This window comes from Enterobacter sp. BNK-14 (genome assembly GCF_047456095.1).
Lineage (GTDB): Bacteria > Pseudomonadota > Gammaproteobacteria > Enterobacterales > Enterobacteriaceae > Enterobacter > Enterobacter kobei.
Map to the genome: position 1 here is coordinate 129,935 of NZ_CP179897.1, position 20,597 is coordinate 150,531.

The 20,597-nt window shown below is 56.4% G+C and carries 18 protein-coding genes; 4 read left to right on the forward strand and 14 right to left on the reverse strand.

Annotated elements, in window-relative coordinates; translation table 11 throughout:
• Positions 1-10: 10 nt before the first annotated feature.
• The 7 genes from rsxD to blr form a co-directional block, all read right to left on the reverse strand.
• The gene (gene rsxD, locus ACMGGM_RS00685; RefSeq protein WP_045134974.1) at positions 11-1,063 is read right to left on the reverse strand and encodes an electron transport complex subunit RsxD; all 1,053 of its coding nucleotides are present in this window, start codon (positions 1,061-1,063) and stop codon (positions 11-13) included.
• Positions 1,064-3,181 carry an electron transport complex subunit RsxC gene (rsxC, locus tag ACMGGM_RS00690; protein WP_045134975.1) on the reverse strand — a complete coding sequence of 706 codons (2,118 nt, stop codon included), beginning with the start codon at positions 3,179-3,181 and terminating at the stop codon, positions 1,064-1,066.
• Entirely contained in the window at positions 3,174-3,752 is a 579-nt protein-coding gene (gene rsxB, locus ACMGGM_RS00695; RefSeq protein ID WP_023337191.1) for an electron transport complex subunit RsxB, read from the reverse strand. Before rsxB ends, rsxC begins: the two co-directional genes overlap by 8 nt.
• A complete protein-coding gene (rsxA, locus tag ACMGGM_RS00700; RefSeq protein ID WP_014883581.1) occupies positions 3,752-4,333 on the reverse strand; it encodes an electron transport complex subunit RsxA in 582 nt (193 codons plus the stop codon). Before rsxA ends, rsxB begins: the two co-directional genes overlap by 1 nt.
• A 76-nt stretch (positions 4,334-4,409) precedes the next feature.
• Complete coding sequence (locus tag ACMGGM_RS00705) at positions 4,410-4,850, reverse strand: DUF2569 domain-containing protein (RefSeq protein ID WP_014883582.1); 441 nt, start codon at positions 4,848-4,850, stop codon at positions 4,410-4,412.
• 86 nt (positions 4,851-4,936) lie between these two features.
• Positions 4,937-5,152 carry a transcription modulator YdgT gene (gene ydgT, locus ACMGGM_RS00710; RefSeq protein WP_013096896.1) on the reverse strand — a complete coding sequence of 72 codons (216 nt, stop codon included), beginning with the start codon at positions 5,150-5,152 and terminating at the stop codon, positions 4,937-4,939.
• Positions 5,153-5,383: 231 nt separating this feature from the next.
• Positions 5,384-5,509, reverse strand: coding sequence for a division septum protein Blr (blr, locus tag ACMGGM_RS00715; RefSeq protein ID WP_168112406.1), 126 nt, complete (start codon positions 5,507-5,509; stop codon positions 5,384-5,386).
• A gap of 243 nt (positions 5,510-5,752) precedes the next feature.
• Between blr and ACMGGM_RS00720 the strand changes: the two genes are divergently transcribed.
• On the forward strand, positions 5,753-6,793 hold the full coding sequence (locus tag ACMGGM_RS00720; RefSeq protein WP_048996078.1) for an oxidoreductase: 1,041 nt from the start codon (positions 5,753-5,755) through the stop codon (positions 6,791-6,793).
• A 52-nt stretch (positions 6,794-6,845) separates the two neighbouring features.
• On the opposite strand, the gene add is transcribed toward ACMGGM_RS00720, so the two are convergent.
• The 3 genes from add to malX form a co-directional block, all read right to left on the reverse strand.
• Positions 6,846-7,847, reverse strand: a complete 1,002-nt coding sequence (gene add, locus ACMGGM_RS00725; protein WP_014883584.1) for an adenosine deaminase — start codon at positions 7,845-7,847, stop codon at positions 6,846-6,848.
• Between the two features lie 96 nt (positions 7,848-7,943).
• Entirely contained in the window at positions 7,944-9,116 is a 1,173-nt protein-coding gene (locus tag ACMGGM_RS00730; protein ID WP_063943054.1) for a MalY/PatB family protein, read from the reverse strand.
• A 48-nt stretch (positions 9,117-9,164) separates the two neighbouring features.
• The gene (gene malX / locus ACMGGM_RS00735; protein ID WP_045269488.1) at positions 9,165-10,757 is read right to left on the reverse strand and encodes a maltose/glucose-specific PTS transporter subunit IIBC; all 1,593 of its coding nucleotides are present in this window, start codon (positions 10,755-10,757) and stop codon (positions 9,165-9,167) included.
• A gap of 177 nt (positions 10,758-10,934) precedes the next feature.
• On the opposite strand from malX, the gene ACMGGM_RS00740 reads away from it, so the two are divergent.
• Positions 10,935-11,963 (forward strand): Mal regulon transcriptional regulator MalI, encoded by a 1,029-nt coding sequence (locus ACMGGM_RS00740; RefSeq protein ID WP_014883587.1) that lies wholly within the window; start codon positions 10,935-10,937, stop codon positions 11,961-11,963.
• Positions 11,964-12,067: 104 nt separating this feature from the next.
• Here the strand turns inward: ACMGGM_RS00740 and ACMGGM_RS00745 are convergent, their stop codons facing one another.
• Both ACMGGM_RS00745 and manA read right to left on the reverse strand, forming a co-directional pair.
• Positions 12,068-13,600, reverse strand: coding sequence for a YdgA family protein (locus tag ACMGGM_RS00745; protein ID WP_063943056.1), 1,533 nt, complete (start codon positions 13,598-13,600; stop codon positions 12,068-12,070).
• 99 nt (positions 13,601-13,699) lie between these two features.
• Positions 13,700-14,875: a mannose-6-phosphate isomerase gene (gene manA, locus ACMGGM_RS00750; protein ID WP_014883589.1), complete on the reverse strand. Its 1,176-nt coding sequence runs from the start codon at positions 14,873-14,875 to the stop codon at positions 13,700-13,702.
• 199 nt (positions 14,876-15,074) lie between these two features.
• Here manA and fumA point away from each other — a divergent pair, with 199 nt between their 5' ends.
• A complete protein-coding gene (gene fumA / locus ACMGGM_RS00755; protein WP_014883590.1) occupies positions 15,075-16,721 on the forward strand; it encodes a class I fumarate hydratase FumA in 1,647 nt (548 codons plus the stop codon).
• A gap of 139 nt (positions 16,722-16,860) precedes the next feature.
• Positions 16,861-18,255: a class II fumarate hydratase gene (gene fumC, locus ACMGGM_RS00760; RefSeq protein ID WP_414149082.1), complete on the forward strand. Its 1,395-nt coding sequence runs from the start codon at positions 16,861-16,863 to the stop codon at positions 18,253-18,255.
• On the opposite strand, the gene tus is transcribed toward fumC, so the two are convergent.
• Both tus and rstB read right to left on the reverse strand, forming a co-directional pair.
• Positions 18,256-19,185 (reverse strand): DNA replication terminus site-binding protein, encoded by a 930-nt coding sequence (tus, locus tag ACMGGM_RS00765; RefSeq protein WP_063943059.1) that lies wholly within the window; start codon positions 19,183-19,185, stop codon positions 18,256-18,258.
• A gap of 73 nt (positions 19,186-19,258) precedes the next feature.
• The gene (rstB, locus tag ACMGGM_RS00770) at positions 19,259-20,557 is read right to left on the reverse strand and encodes a two-component system sensor histidine kinase RstB (protein ID WP_063943061.1); all 1,299 of its coding nucleotides are present in this window, start codon (positions 20,555-20,557) and stop codon (positions 19,259-19,261) included.
• Between the last annotated feature and the right edge of the window lie 40 nt (positions 20,558-20,597).

Consider the following 20,597-nt stretch of genomic DNA (forward strand, 5'->3'; position numbering starts at 1 on the left):
CGCGACACCCTTAACGATGGCCGTACACGCGCGGGCGCGTGTAATAGTCGATGAGTGGAACGGTGATGTTGGCGAGCAGGACGGCAAACGCCACCCCGTCCGGATAACCGCCAAAGCTACGGATGAGCCAGACCAGCAGTCCTGCCAGCGCACCGAAGATTAAGCGGCCACGGTTAGTCGTAGACGCCGTCACCGGATCGGTCAGGATAAAGAACGCGCCCAGCATCGTTGCACCGGAGAGCAAATGCATCTGCGGGCTGGCCAGCGACTCAGGGGAGAAGACCCAGCCAAGGGTGGCACAAACCGCCAGCGTCACGAGGAAGCTGACCGGAATATGCCAGCGGATGGCCTTCTGCTGCAGCAGGAACAGGCCACCCAGCAGATACGCCAGGTTAACCCACTGCCAGCCTGCGCCCGCGAGCATACCGCTGTAGATGGCGGATTTCATGATTTGCTCGACGCTGTGCCCGGCATGCAGGGACGTTTTGAACGTATCGAGCGGCGTCGCCTGGCTGATGCCGTCCACGCCCATACGCAGCGCGTTCATATCCGCGCCGAGCGCCGTATGGCCGGTAAAGATCACGTGCAGGGCATCCATAAAGCCTGGCACCGTGGCGGCAATGTCATGCGGTGGCAGCCAACTGGTCATCTGTACCGGGAAGGAGATCAGCAGCACCACATAGCCGATCATCGCCGGGTTAAACGGGTTATGGCCGAGCCCGCCATACAGCTGTTTGGCAATAATCACGGCAAAAACGGTACCGAGGACGACCATCCACCACGGGGCAAACGGCGGAATACTGATGGCCAGCAGCAGGCCGGTCAGCAGCGCGGAGTTGTCGGCAATAATGCGGGAGACCGTCATCTTGCGAAGCTTCAGCACCAGCGCCTCTGCCGCTACGGCGCTGATACAGCCCAGGGCTATCTGGAACAGGGTTCCCCAGCCGAAAAACCAGCACTGAACGGCAATGCCCGGCAGCGCGGCCAGGCAAACCAGCATCATAATACGCGATGTCTGACGCTGATTATGGGTGTAAGGGGAACTTGCGATTCTGAAAACCATTTAATCCTCGTTAACGGCTTGCTGTGCGGCTTTCTTCGCCTGAACGCGCGCAATCGCGGCAGCGACGGCGGCCTTGCGCGGGTCATCGTTAGCGGCCTGCGGCTGCTCTTCCTGCTGCGCTGCTTTACGCGCTTTGGCGCGGGCTATCGCCGCTTCAACGGCAGCTTTACGCGGGTCAACCGGTGCTTCTGGTTCTGCTGCAGGTGCCTGCTGCGCCGCTTTACGCGCTTTGGCGCGGGCAATCGCGGCTTCAACAGCGGCTTTACGCGGATCAACCGGTGCTTCTGGTTCTGCTGCAGGTGCCTGCTGCGCTGCTTGACGCGCTTTGGCGCGGGCAATCGTGGCTTCAACAGCGGCTTTACGCGGATCGACCGCGTCCTGTTCAACCATCACCTGCTGATCCCCGGCCTTACGGGCTTTGGCACGGGCAATCGCCGCCTCGACAGCGGCTTTGCGTGGATCGACCTCCCCATCCGGTTGCGCTGTTTGCGCTTTTTCTGCCTGACGTGCGCGAGCCGCAGCCTTGCGTGCTTCACGCGCGGCGATGGCTTCACTGTTGTCAGGCTTCTCACCTGCAGGGATCACCACCGTCTGGGCAGCATTGGCTTTTTTCTCGCGAACGCGTGCCAGGGCGGCGTTAATTGCATCCTGATCTTTTTCGCCAGGCTGGACGGCGGCCTGCTTATGACGCTCCTGACGGGCCGCTTTTTCACGTTCCAGCCGCGCCTGACGTGCTTCAAAGCGCGCTTTGGCTTCTGCTGCACGTTTTTCTTCCATGGAGATGGCATAAATTTCGGCCTTCTCCTGGCGGAAGTATTGCACCAGCGGAATATTGCTTGGGCAGACCCAGGCGCAGGCGCCGCATTCGATGCAGTCGGCCAGGTTATGTGCTTTGGCTTTATCGTGTAGCTGGCCTTTGCTGTACCAGTAAAGCTGCTGCGGGAGCAGATCCGCCGGACAGGCATCGGCACAGGCGCTACAGCGGATGCAGCCTTTCTCTTCCTGCACTTCGCCCATCTCGGTGGAAGAGGGAGCAAGCAGGCAGTTCGTGATTTTGACTACCGGGACATCCAGCCATGGCAGGGTAAAGCCCATCAGAGGGCCACCCATGATCACCATCTGATCGGTACCCGGGCAGAATTCAGCCTGCTCCAGCAAATGACGCACCGGCGTACCGAGGCGCGCCCAGACGTTACCCGGACGGGAGACCGATTCGCCAGTCAGCGTCACGACTCGTTCGGTTAACGGCTCGCCGTCAATTACCGCACGTTTCACGGCATAAGCTGTGCCGACGTTTTGCATCAGCACGCCGATATCCGAAGAACGTCCGCCATGCGGCACTTGCTTCCCGGTGAGGATTTGCGTCAGCTGTTTTGCGCCGCCAGACGGGTACTTGGTTGGAATAACGCGCAGGGCGATATCATGGCTACCCGCCAGCACGGCGCGCAGCATGGAGATAGCCTGCGGTTTATTGTCTTCGATGCCAATCAGCACTTCTCGCGGCTGCAAAATATGCGCGAGGATACGGATGCCTTCCACTACCTGAGCGGCGCAATCCTGCATCAGACGATCGTCGGCGGTGATATACGGCTCGCACTCTGCGGCATTGATAATCAGCGTCTGGATTTTATCGCTACCGCCGCGCAGCTTGACGCCGGTAGGGAAGCCCGCGCCGCCCAGCCCGGCAACGCCGAACTGGTGAATGCGCTCGATAAGCGCTTCGCGGCTCTGGCTGCGGTAGTCGCTCCAGCCGTCACGTTCGATCCAGCGATCTTCGCCGTCGGCTTCAATGATCACGCTCAGCTCTGAAAGTGCCGACGGATGCGCCACCGTATGAGGGGCAATCGCGATCACTTTACCGGACGTTGGGGCGTGTACAGGCAGCATACGTCCGCGACCAAAGGTCAGCGGCTGACCGCGAAGGACGGTATCACCTTCTTTTACGCACAGCTCACCTTCCGCGCCGATATGCTGCTTGAGCGGCATGACGTAACGCGTCGCCAGCGGAATCTGGCGCAGCGGCGTGCCGTTAGACTGGGTTTTCATCTCCGGCGGATGAATACCGCCGTCAAAGTCCCAGATCTTCTCTTTTCTGAAAGCAGAAAATAACTTAAGCATGTTGTTCCACAGGAATGTTGCGAACCGGAATGGTTTGAAGATCCCACTTCCAGCTTTCGGTAGTCGCTTCAACCGGGCGCAGCGTAATACATTGCGTCGGGCAGGGGGCTACGCAGAGGTTACAGCCGGTGCACAGATCCGCCACGACGGTGTGCATGGCGCGGGTGGCACCAACAATGGCGTCAACCGGGCAGGCCTGAATACATTTAGTGCAGCCGATGCAATTTGCCTCGTCGATCACGGCGAGGGCGCGGACCGGCTCCTGCACATCCGCATCGCCATCAACGGGCTGTGGGTCAACGTTAAGCAGGGCCGCAATTTTCAGCATCACCGCTTCGCCGCCGGGCGCACAGCGGTTAATTTTCTCACCCTGAATGCCCACCGCTTCAGCGTAAGGGCGACAGCCAGGGTAGCCGCATTGCCCACACTGGCTTTGCGGCAGAAGCTCATCAATTTTTTCTACAACGGGATCGTCCTCTACCGCGAAACGGCGGGAGGCGTAACCGAGGATAAGGCCAAACGCTAACCCCAGGACGCTAATAGAGGCGATGGCAATCCAGATAGCATTCATTACAACTTCACCAGACCACTGAAGCCCATAAAGGCCAGAGACATTAAACCCGCGGTGACCAGCGCAATCGCGTTACCGCGGAAAGGCGCAGGGATATCCGCAGCGGCCAGACGTTCGCGAATCGAGGCGAACAGGACCATTACGAACGAGAAACCGACGGCGGCGGAAAAACCGTACAGCGCCGACTGCATAAAGTTATGGCCAAGGTTGATGTTCAACAGCGCCACGCCGAGTACCGCGCAGTTGGTGGTGATCAGCGGCAGGAAGATACCGAGCAGGCGATAGAGCGCCGGACTGGTTTTACGCACCACCATTTCGGTAAATTGCACAACAACGGCAATGACCAGAATAAAGGCCAGCGTACGGAGATAGATTAACCCCAGCGGGATGAGGATCCAGGTATCAATCAACCACGCGCAAATCGATGCCATCGTCATGACGAAGGTGGTTGCCAGCCCCATGCCCATCGCCGTTTCCAGCTTTTTGGAAACGCCCATAAACGGGCACAGGCCAAGGAACTTCACCAGAACGAAGTTGTTAACCAGCACAGTGCCGACAAAGAGCAGTAAGTAATCGGTCATTATTTAGCCTGAAATAAAAAAGCCGCCTATTATCGGACAAACCGGGTCAGGCGACAACAGGTTATCTGTAAGGTTATTACGGGTTCACGAAGGTGTTTTTCACCCGCGTCGACCGCTTGAAATAGGGCACCAGCAGCGCCGCGGCCAGTAACGGGAAAAGTAGCTGGCGGACCGCAAGCGCGTCAGACACCGGCGAGAACGCAAACGCCTTGACTGCCAGCAGGACTGAGATTAACAGCCAGATAATATAGTGCTTAGGCACCCCTTTGCGGCGTTTGAAGAAGGCGATGGTCAGCCACAGGGTGTAGTACCACATGCCGATCGCGAAAACGAAGGACACAAACCACATCGCAATATTAAGCACACTTTGCGACATCAGGGTCTGAATAGCGTGAGGGGTGATCAGTGCGGTAGTATAAAGCAGCAGCGCAAGCGATGCGCTTAACAAGGCAACCAGCAGCCATGCCAGTGGGGCGATTAACCAGCCTCCAATGCGTTCTCCAGGCGTTGCGGTCATGAACTCTCCCATAATCTGCGCGAAATGTTGTACAGCCAGTTTGCAGGGCGGAGAGTATATAACATTTCGCGCGGATGGCTACTTTCTTATAAAACGTAACGCCAGACAGACTTAGGCACTTCACCGACGTTGAACAAACGACCGCCGGAGACCAGCTCCGCACGGCGATGATCGGCGGCGCGATACATATTGATGATGTCCTGATTATCCGACAGGGTGTAGTTCAGGTGGTCAAACAGTTTTTCCAGGCTCTCAAGCGAATTGATCTTGCGAAATTTTAATAAATAGTCCTGAACTGTCATATTAATAAGTTTCCATATAAAAGTGAGTAATACCCGTTAAGGTAATTCGTTCGAATAATAAACGGATTAATAAAGACGTAAACAGCCCACTCAGGTAACGCGACGAAATTAGGAGTTTTCTTTGCTGAAATTCAGGCATCAGACGATGCCTGGAAGAGAAGGTTAACCGTGTTCACCTGGGCTGGCAATACGTAACTGACATAATATGTCACTCGGTATTGCAGTAACCGGTTACTTAGGTTGGGCGACTGTGACAGGCTCCGGCGGCTGGTAGTTATCAATGTGGCTGGCAACGCCGAGCAAAATGACCGATACCCCAAGAACAATCCATCCCGCTAATTCAATGATTCGATTAATAATTGATGTCATGACTCGTAATTGTACTTTATCCATAAATACAGGGCGCAAATGTTACAGCGAGGCCTCACCAACGGCAAGCGCTTTGGGAACGGTTCCCTTAAACAAAATCAGAAGGTTAATACTATGTAACGAAAACAACCGCCACAACCTGCTATTTTAAGTCATACGGCACATTATTAATCTGCGCTTATGCCAGGCTTGCCAGTGTGAAATAAGAACGTCATAAAAGAGGACGGCACTATGAGTGATAATATCCGCGTCGGTCTGATAGGTTATGGGTACGCGAGCAAAACGTTTCATGCACCTCTGATAGCCGGAACGCCCGGAATGATGCTGGCAGCAGTATCCAGTAGCGATGCTACCAAAGTCCATGCCGACTGGCCTTCCGTGCCGGTTGTCTCTGAGCCAAAACATCTCTTCAACGATCCCAATATTGATTTAATTGTCATCCCTACACCTAACGACACGCATTTCCCCCTGGCAAAAGCCGCGCTGGAAGCAGGAAAGCACGTCATTGTTGATAAACCTTTCACGGTGACGTTGTCACAGGCGCGTGAACTGGACGCGCTGGCAAAAGGCCTGGGCAGACTACTTTCCGTTTTTCATAACCGCCGTTGGGACAGCGACTTCCTGACGGTAAAAACGCTGCTCAGCGAAGGTACGTTAGGCGAGATCCTCTTTTTTGAGTCGCACTTTGACCGTTTTCGCCCGCAGGTAAGACACCGCTGGCGGGAGCAGGCCGGTCCGGGGAGCGGCATCTGGTACGATTTAGCCCCTCATCTTTTGGACCAGGCTGTCAACCTGTTTGGTCTGCCGGTGAGCATGACGGTCGATCTGGCCCAGCTCAGACCCGGGGCGCAGACGACCGATTACTTCCACGCGGTGTTAAGTTATCCGCAGCGCCGCATCGTGCTGCATGGAACGATGGTCGCGGCCGCGGAATCTGCCCGTTATATCATTCACGGCACGCGGGGAAGCTATGTGAAGTTTGGCCTCGATCCACAGGAAGACCGTCTTAAAAACGGTGAGCGTTTGCCTCAGGAAGACTGGGGCTATGATATGCGCGACGGCGTGGTCACGCGGGTTGAAGGTGAGGAACTGGTTGAGGAAACGTTGCTGACGATGCCGGGCAACTATCCGGCCTATTATGCGGCTATTCGCGATGCGTTGAACGGAACAGGAGAAAATCCGGTTCCGGCCAGCCAGGCGATTCAGATTATGGAGCTGATTGAGCTGGGTATCGAATCTGCCAAACATCGCGCCACGCTCTGTCTGGCATAGGGTTCAGATACTGTAGACCGGGTAAGGCGCAGCCGCCACCCGGCAAAAAGGCTTACGCGGTTGCCACTTTATTCCGCAGAGCCTGCTTCTCTTCCGGCGTCAGGAACGCAATTTCCAGACCGTTGATCTGCGCCTGACGGATCTGCTCGCGGCTCAGACCCGCCTGCGGTGCGGCGTTATTGTATTCGTGGATGATATCCACGCCCTGTACCGCCGGATCGTCAGTGTTCAGCGAGGCCAGCACGCCGTGTTCCAGGAAGGTTTTCAGCGGGTGCTGCGCGAGCGTTGCCACGGTGCTGGTCTGAATATTGGACGTCAGGCACGATTCAATCCCGATACGCTGTTCTGCGAGGAAATCCATCAGGGCGCGATCTTCTACCGCCTTCACGCCGTGACCGATACGCTCGGCGCCGAGCTCACGAATGGCCTGCCAGATACTTTCCGGACCTGCCGCTTCACCCGCATGAACGGTAATGTGCCAGCCGGCATCGCGTGCGCGGTTGAAGTGAGAGAGGAACAGGCTGCCCGGGAAGCCCAGTTCATCACCGGCGAGATCGACGGCAGTGATGGCATCGCGATGGGCCAGCAGCGCCTCCAGCTCCTGCAGGCAGGCCGCTTCGCCAAACGTACGGCTCATAATACCAATCAGACGGGCCTGGACATCGAAGGTTTCACAGCCCTGGCGGACGCCTTCAATCACGGCTTCCACCACGCCTGCAACGGGCAGGTTGTGGGTCATCGCCATATAGCCCGGCGAGAAGCGCAGCTCAACGTAGTGCAGGCCGTTACGGGCCGCATCTTCAATGTTCTCAAACGCCACGCGGCGGCAGGCATCCAGCGAGGCCAGCATCTTCACGCCCCAGTCGAGTTTGCTCAGGAAGCTGACGAGGTCAGGTTCATTTGAGGTGACCTGAACGTGCGGGATCAATGACTCCAGCGTTTGAGCGGGAAGCGTTAAATTGTACTGGCGGCCAAGATCGAGGATGGTTTGGGCACGAATGTTACCGTCAAGGTGACGATGAATATCAGTTAAAGGCAGGCGTGTATCAATCATGGTCGCACTCTTTTCTGGTTAAAGTGCGCCATATTATAAAAACAAAACGGGGTAAAAAGCTATTTGCGCAAGGGAATATTCCGTTGCGCAAACTGATTACACGAGCGTGTTAATCCCGGCAATGAGGCGTTTCACCCCTTGTTCCAGCTTGCTGCGCGGGCAGCCTGCGTTCAGGCGCACGAAACCGTTACCTTCGTTTCCGTAGGTATATCCCGGCATGATGGCCACTTTTTGGTGCTCAATCAGTACTTTTTGTAGCGCGCGGTCATCAATATTTAGCGGGCGCAGATCAACCCAGGCCAGATAGGTGGCCTCCGGCGGCTGCCAGTTCAGTTTCGGAAAAGCACTGTTTAATTCCTGCGCGATATACAGCAGATTTTCTTCGAGATAGTGCCTTAGGGCATCCAGCCACGGCTCTCCCTGCTGGTAGGCGGCGATATGCGCCGTTAGTGCCAGTACGGAGGGGGAAGAGAGTCCGTCCCGGCCTTTTAAGGCGCCGAGATAGCCGTTACGACTCTCTTCTTCACCTATCAGGCCGTAAGCGCCCGTCAGCGCCGGAATATTAAAGCTTTTCGAGCCGGAGGTTAGCAGCGCCCATTTGCCGCGCGCCACCTCATTCCACGGCGTGTGACGATGCGCACCCCACACCATATCCATATGAATTTCATCGCTGATGACCGCAACGTTATGGCGCGCGCACAACTCTGCCATGTGGGTCAATTCTTCGCGGGTCCAGACCTTACCGGTTGGGTTTTGCGGGCTGCACAGGAGCAGGATTCTATTTTCCGGTTTCGCCAGTGCCGCTTCCAGAGCGGCCATATTGCCCAGCCAGCCAGAAGCATGCTTTTCCATCTCAACCGGCACCACATGACGCCCATTGCCTTCAATGGCTTTGTAAAACGCATCGTATGCCGGGGTGTGCACCACCACGCCGTCGCCAGGAGCGGACCAGAGACGAATCAGCTCGGACACCATGTAGATGACGGAAGGGCCATACACGATGGTTTCGGTATCAATGTGGCTGTTAAAGCGCTGGCGGAACCAGTGCGCGACGGCGGCGAGAAATTCATCGTTTTTCCAGCGGCTGTAGCCAAACACGCCGTGGTTGATGCGCTGATGCAGCGCGTCAGTAATGCAGGGGGCGGTGGCGAAATCCATATCCGAGATGGTGAAGGGCAGCAGGTCGGGCGCGCCAAAACGGTCGGCGACGTAGTCCCACTGTGTACACCAGGTGCCGTGACGATCCACGACGGTAGAGAAATCAAACATCACGTGAGTCCTTAAAGTAAAACCCCCTCAGAGCGAGGGGGCGGGGCATCAGGCTTCTACTGTTCGCATCAGGGTTGCCAGCTCATCTTTCACCGACTGTACCTGCGGGCCGATAACCACCTGCAAATTGTGCTGATTTAACTGTACCACGCCGATCGCCCGGTTGGCTTTCAGGGCGTTGGTGTCCACTTTTGACATATCCGCCACCGACAAACGCAGGCGGGTAATGCAGTTATCCAGCGAGGTAATGTTATCCGCACCGCCCAGCGCCGCCAGAATGGCAGGGGTGTTATAGCCGGATTTGCCCACGGTTCCTGCAACCGCCTGTTCGACGCTGGTGGCTGTTTCAACATCACGGCCTGGCGTTTTCAGGTTGAAGCGGGTAATGGCGAAGCGGAAGATGCCGTAGTACACCGCAAACCAGATGGCCGCCACGACCGGTACCAGATACCACTTGGTGGAAAGACCATGCAGGATACCGAACACCACGAAGTCAATCACGTTGCCGTCGGTATTACCGATAGTGACGCCCAGCACCGCCATGACGGTAAAGCCCAGACCGGTCAGCACGGCGTGGATGAGATACAGCACCGGCGCAACAAACAGGAACAGGAATTCGATAGGCTCAGTGGTCCCGCCGACGACGCAGGCGATCACGCCGGAGATCAGCAGCCCTTTAATTTTATGGCGGTTTTCCGGACGCGCGCAGTGGTACATCGCCAGTGCCGCACCCGGCAGGCCGCCAAGGAAGGCTGGCATTTTACCCTGAGACAGGAAGCGGGTGGCGCTTTCAGAGAAGCCATGAGTGGTCGGGCAGCTCAGCTGCGCCTGGAAGATGGTCAGCGCGCCGCTCACATCGTGACCGCACACCTCCATGGTTCCGCCCGCTTCGGTGAAGCGAATCAGGGCGACCAGGATATGCTGCAGGCCAAACGGCAGCAGCAGACGCTCACCGGTACCGAAGATCATCGGACCAAAATCGCCCGCGCCGTTAATGATGCGGCCAATACCGTTGATGCCCATCGCAAAGACTGGCCAGATCAGCGGAATGATCAAACCAAACAGACCCATCACCACCAGGGTAATAATTGGTACAAAGCGGGTACCGCCGAAGAAGGCCAGGGCATCCGGCAGGCGAATATTGTGGAAGCGCTCGTGCAGCATCCAGATAATCACCCCGGCGATCACCGCGCCGAGGATCCCGGTATCAATCGACTGGATACCAATCACGCTCTGAATGTTATTGGCTTTCAGCACGGCAGCGTCGGTGGTCGGCAGAATACCTTTCGCGGTCAGCCAGAAGTTAACCGCCAGGTTCATCACTGCGTAACCCACAAAACCGGCAAACGCCGCCACACCTTTGTTCTCGCGCGCCAGACCCAGCGGGATAGCGATACAGAACATCACAGGCAGGAAGCTAAATGCGAAGGAGCCGACTTTACTCATCCAGATGAAGATCGCCTGCAGTACGGGGGTACCGAGGAACGGGATCAGGGTAATGACGTCTTTACTGCTCAGTGAGCTACCGATCCCGAGCATGATCCCACAGAACGAGAGGAGTGCCACGGGCAGCATAAAGGTTTTACCCAATTGCTGGAAAAACTCCCACAGCGATATTTTTTGTGCTGCTTTCGCCGTCATAAAACGACTCCTTTATTGTTAAAATCAGTTTATCTGCTTCAATGCTGCGAGAAGATAAAACGTTTTATCAAAGTTTAGTGCGCGCTAAATCACATTCTCAGGCTTTGACTGGTAGTATAAAGATAACGTATTGATAAAACGTTTTACCGATCTCATTTCAGGGAGTCACGCCGACACATGGCTGTAGCGAAAAAAATCACCATCAACGATGTCGCGCTGGCGGCGGGGGTCTCCGTCAGTACCGTTTCTCTGGTGCTGAGCGGAAAAGGGCGCATCTCGCCTGCCACCGGGCAGCGAGTTAACGAGGCGGTTGAACAATTAGGCTTTGTGCGTAACCGCCAGGCGTCGGCGCTGCGCGGTGGACAAAGCGGGGTGATTGGCCTGATTGTCCGGGATCTGACGTCTCCGTTTTATGCAGAATTGACCGCCGGGTTAACCGAAGCGCTTGAAGCGCAGGGGCGGATGGTCTTTCTGCTGCACGGCGGACGCGAAGCCGATCAGCTCCTTTCCCGGCTGGATATGCTGCTCAACCAGGGCGTGGACGGGGTGATCGTCGCCGGGGCGTCGGGCGTGGGTAGCGAACTGTGCGAGCGTGCCGCCGAAAAAGGCGTGCCGCTGGTCTTTGCTTCGCGCGCCAGCTACCTGGACGAAGCGGATACGCTGCGCCCGGATAACATGCAGGCCGCGCAAATGTTGACCGAGCATCTTATTCGTCGCGGTCATCAGCGCATTGCCTGGCTGGGGGGTAAAAGTTCGTCCCTGACCCGCGCCGAACGGGTCGGCGGCTACTGCGCGACGTTGATCAAATACGGTTTGCCGTTCCACAGTGAATGGGTTGTTGAATGTGAGTCCAGCCAGAAGAAAGCGGCTGAAGCGATAAATGCGCTGTTGCGAAGCAACCCGACGATCAGCGCCGTGATTTGCTACAACGATGTGATTGCTATGGGGGCCTGGTTTGGCCTGATCCGCGCCGGGCGGCAGAGCGGTGAGGGCGGGGTGGAAACTTTCTTTGGCCATCAGGTCTCGCTGGGGGCGTTCGCCGACGTCGGTGAAAACGCGCTGGATGACCTGCCGATCGTCTGGGCCACCACTCCCGCGCGGGAGATGGGTTATACGCTGGCGGACAGAATCATGCAGCGCATCGAGAATACGGATGTCCAGGCCGGGCACCAGATTGTGGCGGCGCGCCTGGTCACCGTGAAATAGACGCCTCTGCACATCGCCCGGCGGCAACGACCCCCGATCGTAGGCCGGGTAAGCGTCAGCGCCACCCGGCAATAAAAAACCCCTCATGAGAGGGGTTTTGACGTTTACTGCTGCGGTGCCGCCGGTTCGGCTGGCGCTGCGGGTTCAGCCGGTTCCGGCATCCCCAGCGTCGGCATACCAAACATGCCGACGAAGTCTTCCAGCGGCATTTTGTCGCCGTTGAGCGTAACCTGACCATTGGTGTACTGCAGGCTGGTGGAGATGGTATTGTTTTCCACCTTCGTGATGCGGAACATCTGGCCCATCGCCGCCAGGCCTTTCACCTGCTGGTTCGCCAGTTTACCGGCGTCTTCGTCGCCGTAGCCTTCCAGCTTCGCAATCTGGGTCATAAACTCGGTTGCCATATCCATCGGGATAGTCAGCTTGCTGTCGAGGGACTTCACGCTGCGATCCACTTCCTGCGCCAGCGTCTGCGGTTCACCCGTTGCGGTTGCCGGATCTTTCAGGAACAGAGACAGGTTGAAGTTGGTTTCGCCTTTGCTGTTTTTCCAGCTCAGCGGTGCAACGGTTACCACCGGCTCGCCTTTCAGCAGGATCGGCAGGTTGTTGAACAGCACCGCCATCGCCTGCTGCTGATACGCTTCCGGGTTCTGTTGCAGGGCGGTATTGGTCAGCAACGCCTGGCTCTCTTTGCTGTATTTCTGGCTAAATTCATGCCACGCCTGGCCGTCGATATTGCCGATCTTCAGCGAGAGTTTGCCGGTGCCCAGATCCTGGTTCTGTACCTTCAGGCTTTTCAGCGTGTAGTCCAGCTGGGTGTTGATGCTTTTCCCGTCTTTGGAAACGTCGGATTTGCCGTTGACGTCCATGCCTTCCAGCACAGCCATCTCTTTACCTTCAATCGCGATAGCAATCTTATCAACGGAGAGCGTCTGATCGCCGATACGCTCTTTAAAATCGGTCATACGGCTGTTGCCGTCGGCCTTCAGCTTATTGAAGGTGAGCTGAACTTTTTGGTTGTATTCGTTTACGGCGTTGACCAGGCCGCTTTCCGCTTCACCCGTCAGGGAGAAGACATTGCCATCCCGATCCGCGTCGACTTTGAAATTGCCGCCGCTGAAGGCGACTTTCTCATTCTCTTTCTCATAGTTCAGCGCTTTTAGGGCAATATCGGAACTGGTATCACCGGAGTAGCTGATGCGGGTGTTAATGTCGAAAGGGGATTCATTCTTTGCCAGGTCAAACAACGGTTTAGTGACGTCGTTATTCACCAGCACGGTGTGAACTGATGCCATGGACGGTATCAGATTAAACGATTTCAACTGTGCCAGCGGGAGCGGACCGTGGCTGACCACTTCATCCAGCACCACGCTCTGGCCTGGCTTCAGCCAGCCGTTTTCATTACCGGCCACTGGCTTCACCACCAGCTGCATATGGCTGGTGAACACGCCGCGCTGATAGTTCTGATAGCTCAGTTCCAGACCTGCTTCCGGCGCGCTGCGCTTAATCTCTCCATTAGCCTGTGCCACCATCTCAGCCAGACGGCCTTCCAGCTGTTTCCCGGTAAACCAGGAGGCACCCGTCCAGACCACGCCTAACGCTACAATCACTCCAACCGCTACGACCGATTTTTTCATTGCGACTATCCCTAAAATGAAACCAGGCGGTAAAAACCGCCCGGAGATATTAAGCCTGCAACTAGCTTAGCAAGAGTTGTTAAAAAATTCAGTAAGTGCTTAAAGCTTATTGAAAACGCGCGCCAGGCGACCGGTGCCGCTTACGCTAACCGGAGACTCATTCGCTGCAACGAACGCTGACTCACCGGGCTTAAGTACCAGACGCTGTTCACCTTTGTGCAGCGTGGCTTCGCCTTCGACACAGAACAGGATTGCTGCACTCTCCTGCGCAATGGTGGTTTCGGTCGGGCTCAGGTCGTGCAGGGAGAAGGCAAAATCGTCCACCGGGATCGGGAAGTCCAGCTCTGCACCTGTTTTGACAGGCTGGGTGAGCAGCTCACCTGCCGGTTTTGCCACAAACTTCACGTTGGCAACCAGCTCAGGAATATCGATATATTTCGGCGTCAGGCCCGCGCGCAGCACGTTATCGGAGTTGGCCATCACCTCCAGCGCCACGCCCTGCAGGTAGGCGTGCGGGGTTTCCGCGAACAGGAACATCGCTTCGCCCGGGTTCAGTTTCACCACGTTCAGCAGCAGGGGAGAGAACAGGCCGCTGTCGTCCGGGTAGAACGCGGAAATCAGACGGATGGTTTCCCACGGTTCACCGTGCTGGCTGTCCAGCGTCGCTTTCAGAACCGCCAGCGCGTGAGATTTCTCTTCACCCTGCATATTCAGCAGGCTGGCAAACAGCTGGCTCAGCGCGTCGGCATTCGGGTTTTCAAGGAAGTGGGCGATAGCCTTGTTAGCACCCGCGACCGGTTGCAGCAGGGAAACGATCTCGGAAAATTCGCGGAATGCGTTCATCGCCAGGAACGGGGTCAGCGCAAAGACCAGTTCCGGCTTGTGATTCGGATCTTTGTAGTTACGCTCGGCAGCATCTAACGGGATACCCGCCGCGTTCTCTTTCGCAAAGCCGATTTCAGAGGCTTTTTTGTTCGGGTGAACCTGGATGGAGAGCGGCTGGTCGGCACACAGGACTTTAAACAGGAACGGCAGTTCACCGAAGCGCTGAGCAACGTTGTCGCCCAACAGCGCGGATTTATCGGCATCGATCACGTCACGCAGGCTGCGTACCTGGCCGCTGGCGTCTGCAATTTTTGAGCTGCTCTTTGGGTGTGCCCCCATCCACAGCTCTGCCATCGGCAGGTTGTTGGGGTTAGCGATACCGTAGAGATCCGTTAACGCAGTTTTACTTCCCCAGGCGTAGTTTTGCACTGAGTTAATGAGTTTTTGCATTATCAAGCCCTGATTCAATTGTGGAATTAACTCCGGGTATTAAAGCAATAAACCACATGGAAGTAACCTGTGGATGTAAAAAGTCGTACTAGTCTCAGTTTTTGTTAAAAAATTGTGTAGGATAAGCTGACTCGCTTTTAAGCCGGGCAGCGGAACATCTGCCCTGAATAAACAGACCGAAGCAGTAAGTGAGAGAACAATGTCGAATAAACCCTTCCATTATCAGGATCCTTTCCCCCTCAGTAAGGATCAGACCGAGTATTACCTGTTAACCCGCGATCACGTCTCCGTTTCTGAGTTTGAAGGACAAGAGATCCTTAAGGTGGATCCGCAGGCGCTAACGCTGCTGGCGCAGCACGCTTTCCACGACGCCTCGTTTATGCTCCGTCCTGCGCATCAGCAGCAGGTAGCCGATATTCTGAGCGACCCGGAAGCCAGCGAGAACGATAAATACGTTGCCCTGCAGTTCCTGCGTAACTCCGATATCGCGGCGAAAGGCATTCTGCCAACCTGTCAGGACACCGGCACGGCGATTATCGTTGGTAAAAAAGGCCAGCGCGTCTGGACCGGCGGCGGTGATGAAGCGGCGCTGGCCCACGGTGTTTACAACACCTATACCGAAGATAACCTGCGCTACTCGCAAAACGCGGCGCTGGATATGTACAAAGAGGTCAACACCGGCACCAACCTGCCCGCACAGATAGATCTCTACAGCGTCGACGGTGATGAGTACAAATTCCTCTGCATCGCCAAAGGCGGCGGTTCGGCCAACAAAACCTATCTCTACCAGGAAACCAAAGCGCTGCTCACCCCGGGCAAGCTGAAGAACTACCTGGTCGAGAAAATGCGTACTCTCGGTACGGCTGCATGCCCGCCGTACCACATCGCGTTTGTGATTGGCGGTACCTCGGCTGAGAGCACGCTGAAAACCGTCAAACTGGCCTCAACCAAATACTATGACGGTCTGCCAACGGAAGGTAATGAACACGGCCAGGCATTCCGCGACGTGCAGCTTGAGCAGGAGCTACTGGAAGAAGCGCGTAACCTGGGGCTCGGCGCACAGTTTGGCGGTAAATACTTTGCTCACGACGTGCGCGTGATCCGTCTGCCGCGTCACGGTGCATCCTGCCCGGTCGGCATGGGCGTTTCCTGCTCTGCGGATCGCAACATCAAGGCGAAGATCAACCGCGAAGGCATCTGGATCGAAAAACTGGAAAACAACCCAGGCAAATACATCCCGGAAGAACTGCGTAAAGCGGGTGAGGGGGAAGCGGTTCGCGTTGACCTTAACCGTCCGATGAAAGAGATCCTGGCCCAGCTTTCTCAGTACCCGGTGTCGACTCGCCTCTCTCTGAACGGCACTATTATCGTCGGCCGTGACATTGCGCACGCGAAGCTGAAAGAGCGTCTGGATAACGGTGAAGGGCTGCCGCAGTACATTAAAGATCACCCGATCTACTACGCAGGACCGGCCAAAACGCCTGAAGGCTATGCTTCCGGCTCGTTAGGTCCTACCACGGCGGGCCGTATGGACTCCTACGTTGACCAGCTGCAGGCCAACGGCGGCAGCATGATCATGCTGGCAAAAGGCAACCGTAGCCAGCAGGTAACGGACGCATGCCATAAGCATGGCGGTTTCTACCTTGGCAGCATCGGCGGCCCGGCGGCGGTCCTTGCGCAGGGCAGTATCAAGAGCCTGGAATGCGTGGAATACCCGGAACTGGGTATGGAAGCCATCTGGAAAATTGAAGTGGAAGATTTCCCGGCGTTTATCCTGGTGGATGACAAAGGTAACGACTTCTTCAAGCAAATCCAGTCGTCCCAGTGTTCAGCGTGTGTGAAGTAAGTTAAAACCTTGTCGGGTGGCGTTAGCGCCACCCGAATCCAAAAAGAGCGCACAAAGCGCCATATCGTTTCTCAGAAGTCATCAATACTTATCTCTTAAGCATGTGAGCAATCCCGACAGTGTTATCAAGGAGAAAGTAATGACAACGGTACGCCATGAGAAAGACTCTATGGGCGCAATCGAGGTTCCGGCTGACAAGCTATGGGGTGCGCAAACCCAGCGTTCGCTGGAGCACTTCCGTATTTCGACCGAAAAAATGCCCGTCTCGCTGATTCAGGCGTTGGCACTCACCAAACGTGCAGCGGCAAAAGTAAATCAGGATTTAGGCCTGCTGGGCGCAGATAAAGCCACCGCGATCATTAATGCCGCCGACGAAGTGCTGGCCGGTAAACATCCCGACGAATTTCCCCTCGCCATCTGGCAAACCGGTTCCGGTACCCAAAGCAACATGAACATGAACGAAGTGCTGGCGAACCGGGCAAGTGAACTGCTGGGCGGCGTGCGCGGCATGGAGCGTAAGATCCACCCGAACGATGACGTTAACAAAAGCCAGAGTTCCAACGACGTCTTCCCGACGGCGATGCACGTAGCGGCGGTGATCGCGATCCGCGAGCAGCTTATTCCGCAGCTCAACGTGCTCAAAACCACGCTCAACGAGAAAGCGCAGGCCTTCCGCAACATCGTTAAAATTGGCCGTACTCACCTTCAGGACGCTACGCCACTGACGCTCGGTCAGGAGATTTCCGGCTGGGTGGCGATGCTGGAACATAACCTGAAGCATATCGAGAACAGCTTGCCCCATCTGGCGGAGCTGGCGCTCGGTGGCACGGCGGTCGGTACCGGGTTAAATACGCATCCTGAGTACGCGGTGCGCGTGGCGAAGGAGCTTGCGGCCATTACCGGCCAGCCATTCGTCACGGCGCCCAATAAATTCGAAGCGCTGGCGACCTGCGATGCGCTGGTTCACACCCATGGCGCGCTGAAAGGTCTGGCGGCTTCGCTGATGAAAATTGCCAACGACGTCCGCTGGCTGGCCTCAGGGCCGCGCTGCGGTATCGGTGAAATCAGCATTCCGGAAAACGAGCCGGGCAGCTCTATCATGCCGGGTAAAGTCAACCCGACCCAGTGCGAAGCCATGACCATGCTCTGCTGTCAGGTGATGGGCAACGACGTGGCGGTTAACCTGGGCGGCGCGTCCGGCAACTTCGAGCTGAACGTCTATCGTCCGATGGTGATTCACAACGTGCTGCAATCTGTTCGTCTGCTGGCCGACGGGATGGAGAGCTTTAACGCGCATTGTGCGGTGGGCATAGAGCCAAACCGCGAGCGCATCAGCCAGCTGCTGAATGAGTCTCTGATGCTGGTCACCGCACTCAATACCCATATCGGTTACGACAAGGCCGCCGAGATCGCCAAAAAGGCGCACAAAGAGGGGCTAACGCTGAAAGCTGCCGCTCTGGCGCTGGGTTATCTAACGGAGGCGGAATTTGACGCCTGGGTTCGCCCGGAAGCGATGGTCGGCAGTCTGAAATAATCATCCCGCCACATACAGGTGCAGCCGCGGAATAATCAGCTGTAGCGGCTGCGCCTGAGGCCGATAACGGTGCTGAACATTTTCAGCGTCGTAATTCAGCAGCTCACCAATATCCGGCACGATGGCGCCCTGATCGGCATCATAAAGCGCAATCAGCGGCGTCGGGCAGGCATATTGTACCTGTTTTTGCTGACCGGAATACCAGACGCGAGCGATAGGCTGCACCTTTACCGGACGCTTAATTTTGAGGCGCGTATCCGCCGGTAACGAGGCGATGCTGTGATACTCCTGCTCCAGACGCTCAATCCACTGTTCACGCGACCACGGTGCAACGGTACGCGGTGCCTTAAGACTTTTTTCCAGCTGCGCCAGCACCTCATCCCGGGTGAAGTTTTTAATGATGTGCTTATTCGCCCAGCCGAAGCGTAGCGTGGCAGGGTGACGCAGTACGGTCAGCGTGCGGTAGGCATTAAGGGTAATTAATCCCGGAAGCTGGCGGTGCACCCACTCAAACCGGGCGGCCGGAGCGAGGCCGGACTCTTCGGTCACTATCTTCTCAAACGTTGCTTTCAGGGCGTTGATATGCGCAATCTGGTTTTCCAGCGCCTCGCGCGTGGTGGCATCGGTTTGCAGGCAGAGCACGCCCGGCAGGCGCACCGCCGCCTTGCTGCTGCGCTGTTCCGACTGCTGCTGAATAAAAAGGTGGCGGTAGTGCTTCAGGGCCAGCTCAAGCGCGGCGCTGCCGATATGCTGCTTCACCTCAATGGCGTCGAGCGGATCGTGCTCCGCGCCTTTGGCGATATCGGGCAGGGTAAAGACGCGCGCGGCCAGCAGGCGGCAGGTTTGTAAACGCGCGGTCAGCGTTAGCAATTCGTGTTCTATTTCGCGGAACGTGCTGTTCAGCCGTTCGATGAGATCGTAGGTTGCCATAAGCACTCTCATTAGTTACAACATACTTATCATATAGCACAGCACGCCGGGTCAGGCCAGCGTGCGGTTAAGGTCAGACAGGGACGGGAAGGGCGATGTTATGGTACACCGGCCAGTTAAAGCAGAAGCGTGCGCCGCCGAGTTCGCTCTCCTCACAATGCACCGTGCCGCCCATGGCCTGCGCGATAGAGTAAACAATGGCCAGCCCCAGTCCGCACCCGCCGGTGGCGCGATCGCGGCTGGGATCGAGGCGGACAAACGGTTCAAATACGGTTTCGCGTGCTTCCGGTGCAATTCCCGGTCCATCGTCTTCAACTGTCAGGCTTGCCTGGTTACCCTGCAAATCCAGTCCAATCTGTAGCGTACTTTCGCTGTAGCGCATGGCGTTGTTCAGCAGGTTATCAAGCACGCGCTCCATCAGCCGCATATCGAGCGCGCCGTAATCGCCGGGCGTGACGCGCGTCAACAGCGTGCGTTGCGGGTTCACGCTCTGAACATCATCAATATGGGTTTGCAGCCAGGCGGGCAGATCTGGCGTACTGAGGTTCAGCTCGTTTTGTGGGCGGTCGAGGCGCGCGTAGGTGAGCAGCTCTTCAATCAGCGCTTCAAGCTGACCAATATCGCGGTTTAGTGCGAGTGACTCCGCTTCTGTCAGATTCTCGCTCATCTCCAGACGATAACGCAGGCGAACCAGTGGCGTGCGCAGCTCGTGGGCAATACCGTCGATTAGCTGTTTTTTACTGGCGATCAGGGCATTGATGTTATCGGCCATCTGGTTAAAGGCCACGCCCAGCCGTTCAAAGCTGGAACCGCTGTCGAAGTGAATGCGCTCGGTGAAATGCCCCTCGCCAAAACGCTGTGCGGCGGATTCCAGCTTCAGCATGTCCTGCCAGTGGGGACGCATCCAGATAAAGACCGGAAACGCGAGCGAAATGGCGATAAAGGCCATCAACGCCATGTCCAGCAGGCGCATCTGGTGAAGATAATAGAGATAAGGAACCGGCCCGACAGCCAGCACATAATGGCTGCGCGGAATACGCTGGATAAAGGTGTATTTCTCATCCAGCGCCACGATATCGCCATCGCGCAGGCGCTGCATTGCGGGCGGATCTAACTCGAAATCTTTTAATGGCTCGATGCGTAAATCAAATGACAGGTTCAGATCGAGTTCTTTGAGGGTGTTCGCCCAGTCGTGCGGCGGGATCTCTCTGAGTTCGCTCCGCATCAGATACAGCGAGCTTTTCATCAAATCGTCCAGCGACTGCCTGCCCGCACGTTCGGCGGTAAATTTATAGACCAGCCCGACCAGCATGGTCATGACCAGGAAGCAGACAAACAGTAAAAGATAAAACTGCACAAACAGCTTTTTCATTCCATCTCACCGGAAAAACGCGATAGGCAGAATATACATG

Bases quoted from the DNA above. Each gene is read 5' to 3' on its own strand.
- rsxD (WP_045134974.1), bottom strand. From the start codon at position 1,063: ATGGTTTTCAGAATCGCAAGTTCCCCTTACACCCATAATCAGCGTCAG.
- rsxC (WP_045134975.1), bottom strand. From the start codon at position 3,181: ATGCTTAAGTTATTTTCTGCTTTCAGAAAAGAGAAGATCTGGGACTTT.
- rsxB (WP_023337191.1), bottom strand. From the start codon at position 3,752: ATGAATGCTATCTGGATTGCCATCGCCTCTATTAGCGTCCTGGGGTTA.
- rsxA (WP_014883581.1), bottom strand. From the start codon at position 4,333: ATGACCGATTACTTACTGCTCTTTGTCGGCACTGTGCTGGTTAACAAC.
- ACMGGM_RS00705 (WP_014883582.1), bottom strand. From the start codon at position 4,850: ATGACCGCAACGCCTGGAGAACGCATTGGAGGCTGGTTAATCGCCCCA.
- ydgT (WP_013096896.1), bottom strand. From the start codon at position 5,152: ATGACAGTTCAGGACTATTTATTAAAATTTCGCAAGATCAATTCGCTT.
- ACMGGM_RS00720 (WP_048996078.1), top strand. From the start codon at position 5,753: ATGAGTGATAATATCCGCGTCGGTCTGATAGGTTATGGGTACGCGAGC.
- add (WP_014883584.1), bottom strand. From the start codon at position 7,847: ATGATTGATACACGCCTGCCTTTAACTGATATTCATCGTCACCTTGAC.
- ACMGGM_RS00730 (WP_063943054.1), bottom strand. From the start codon at position 9,116: ATGTTTGATTTCTCTACCGTCGTGGATCGTCACGGCACCTGGTGTACA.
- malX (WP_045269488.1), bottom strand. From the start codon at position 10,757: ATGACGGCGAAAGCAGCACAAAAAATATCGCTGTGGGAGTTTTTCCAG.
- ACMGGM_RS00740 (WP_014883587.1), top strand. From the start codon at position 10,935: ATGGCTGTAGCGAAAAAAATCACCATCAACGATGTCGCGCTGGCGGCG.
- ACMGGM_RS00745 (WP_063943056.1), bottom strand. From the start codon at position 13,600: ATGAAAAAATCGGTCGTAGCGGTTGGAGTGATTGTAGCGTTAGGCGTG.
- manA (WP_014883589.1), bottom strand. From the start codon at position 14,875: ATGCAAAAACTCATTAACTCAGTGCAAAACTACGCCTGGGGAAGTAAA.
- fumA (WP_014883590.1), top strand. From the start codon at position 15,075: ATGTCGAATAAACCCTTCCATTATCAGGATCCTTTCCCCCTCAGTAAG.
- fumC (WP_414149082.1), top strand. From the start codon at position 16,861: ATGACAACGGTACGCCATGAGAAAGACTCTATGGGCGCAATCGAGGTT.
- tus (WP_063943059.1), bottom strand. From the start codon at position 19,185: ATGGCAACCTACGATCTCATCGAACGGCTGAACAGCACGTTCCGCGAA.
- rstB (WP_063943061.1), bottom strand. From the start codon at position 20,557: ATGAAAAAGCTGTTTGTGCAGTTTTATCTTTTACTGTTTGTCTGCTTC.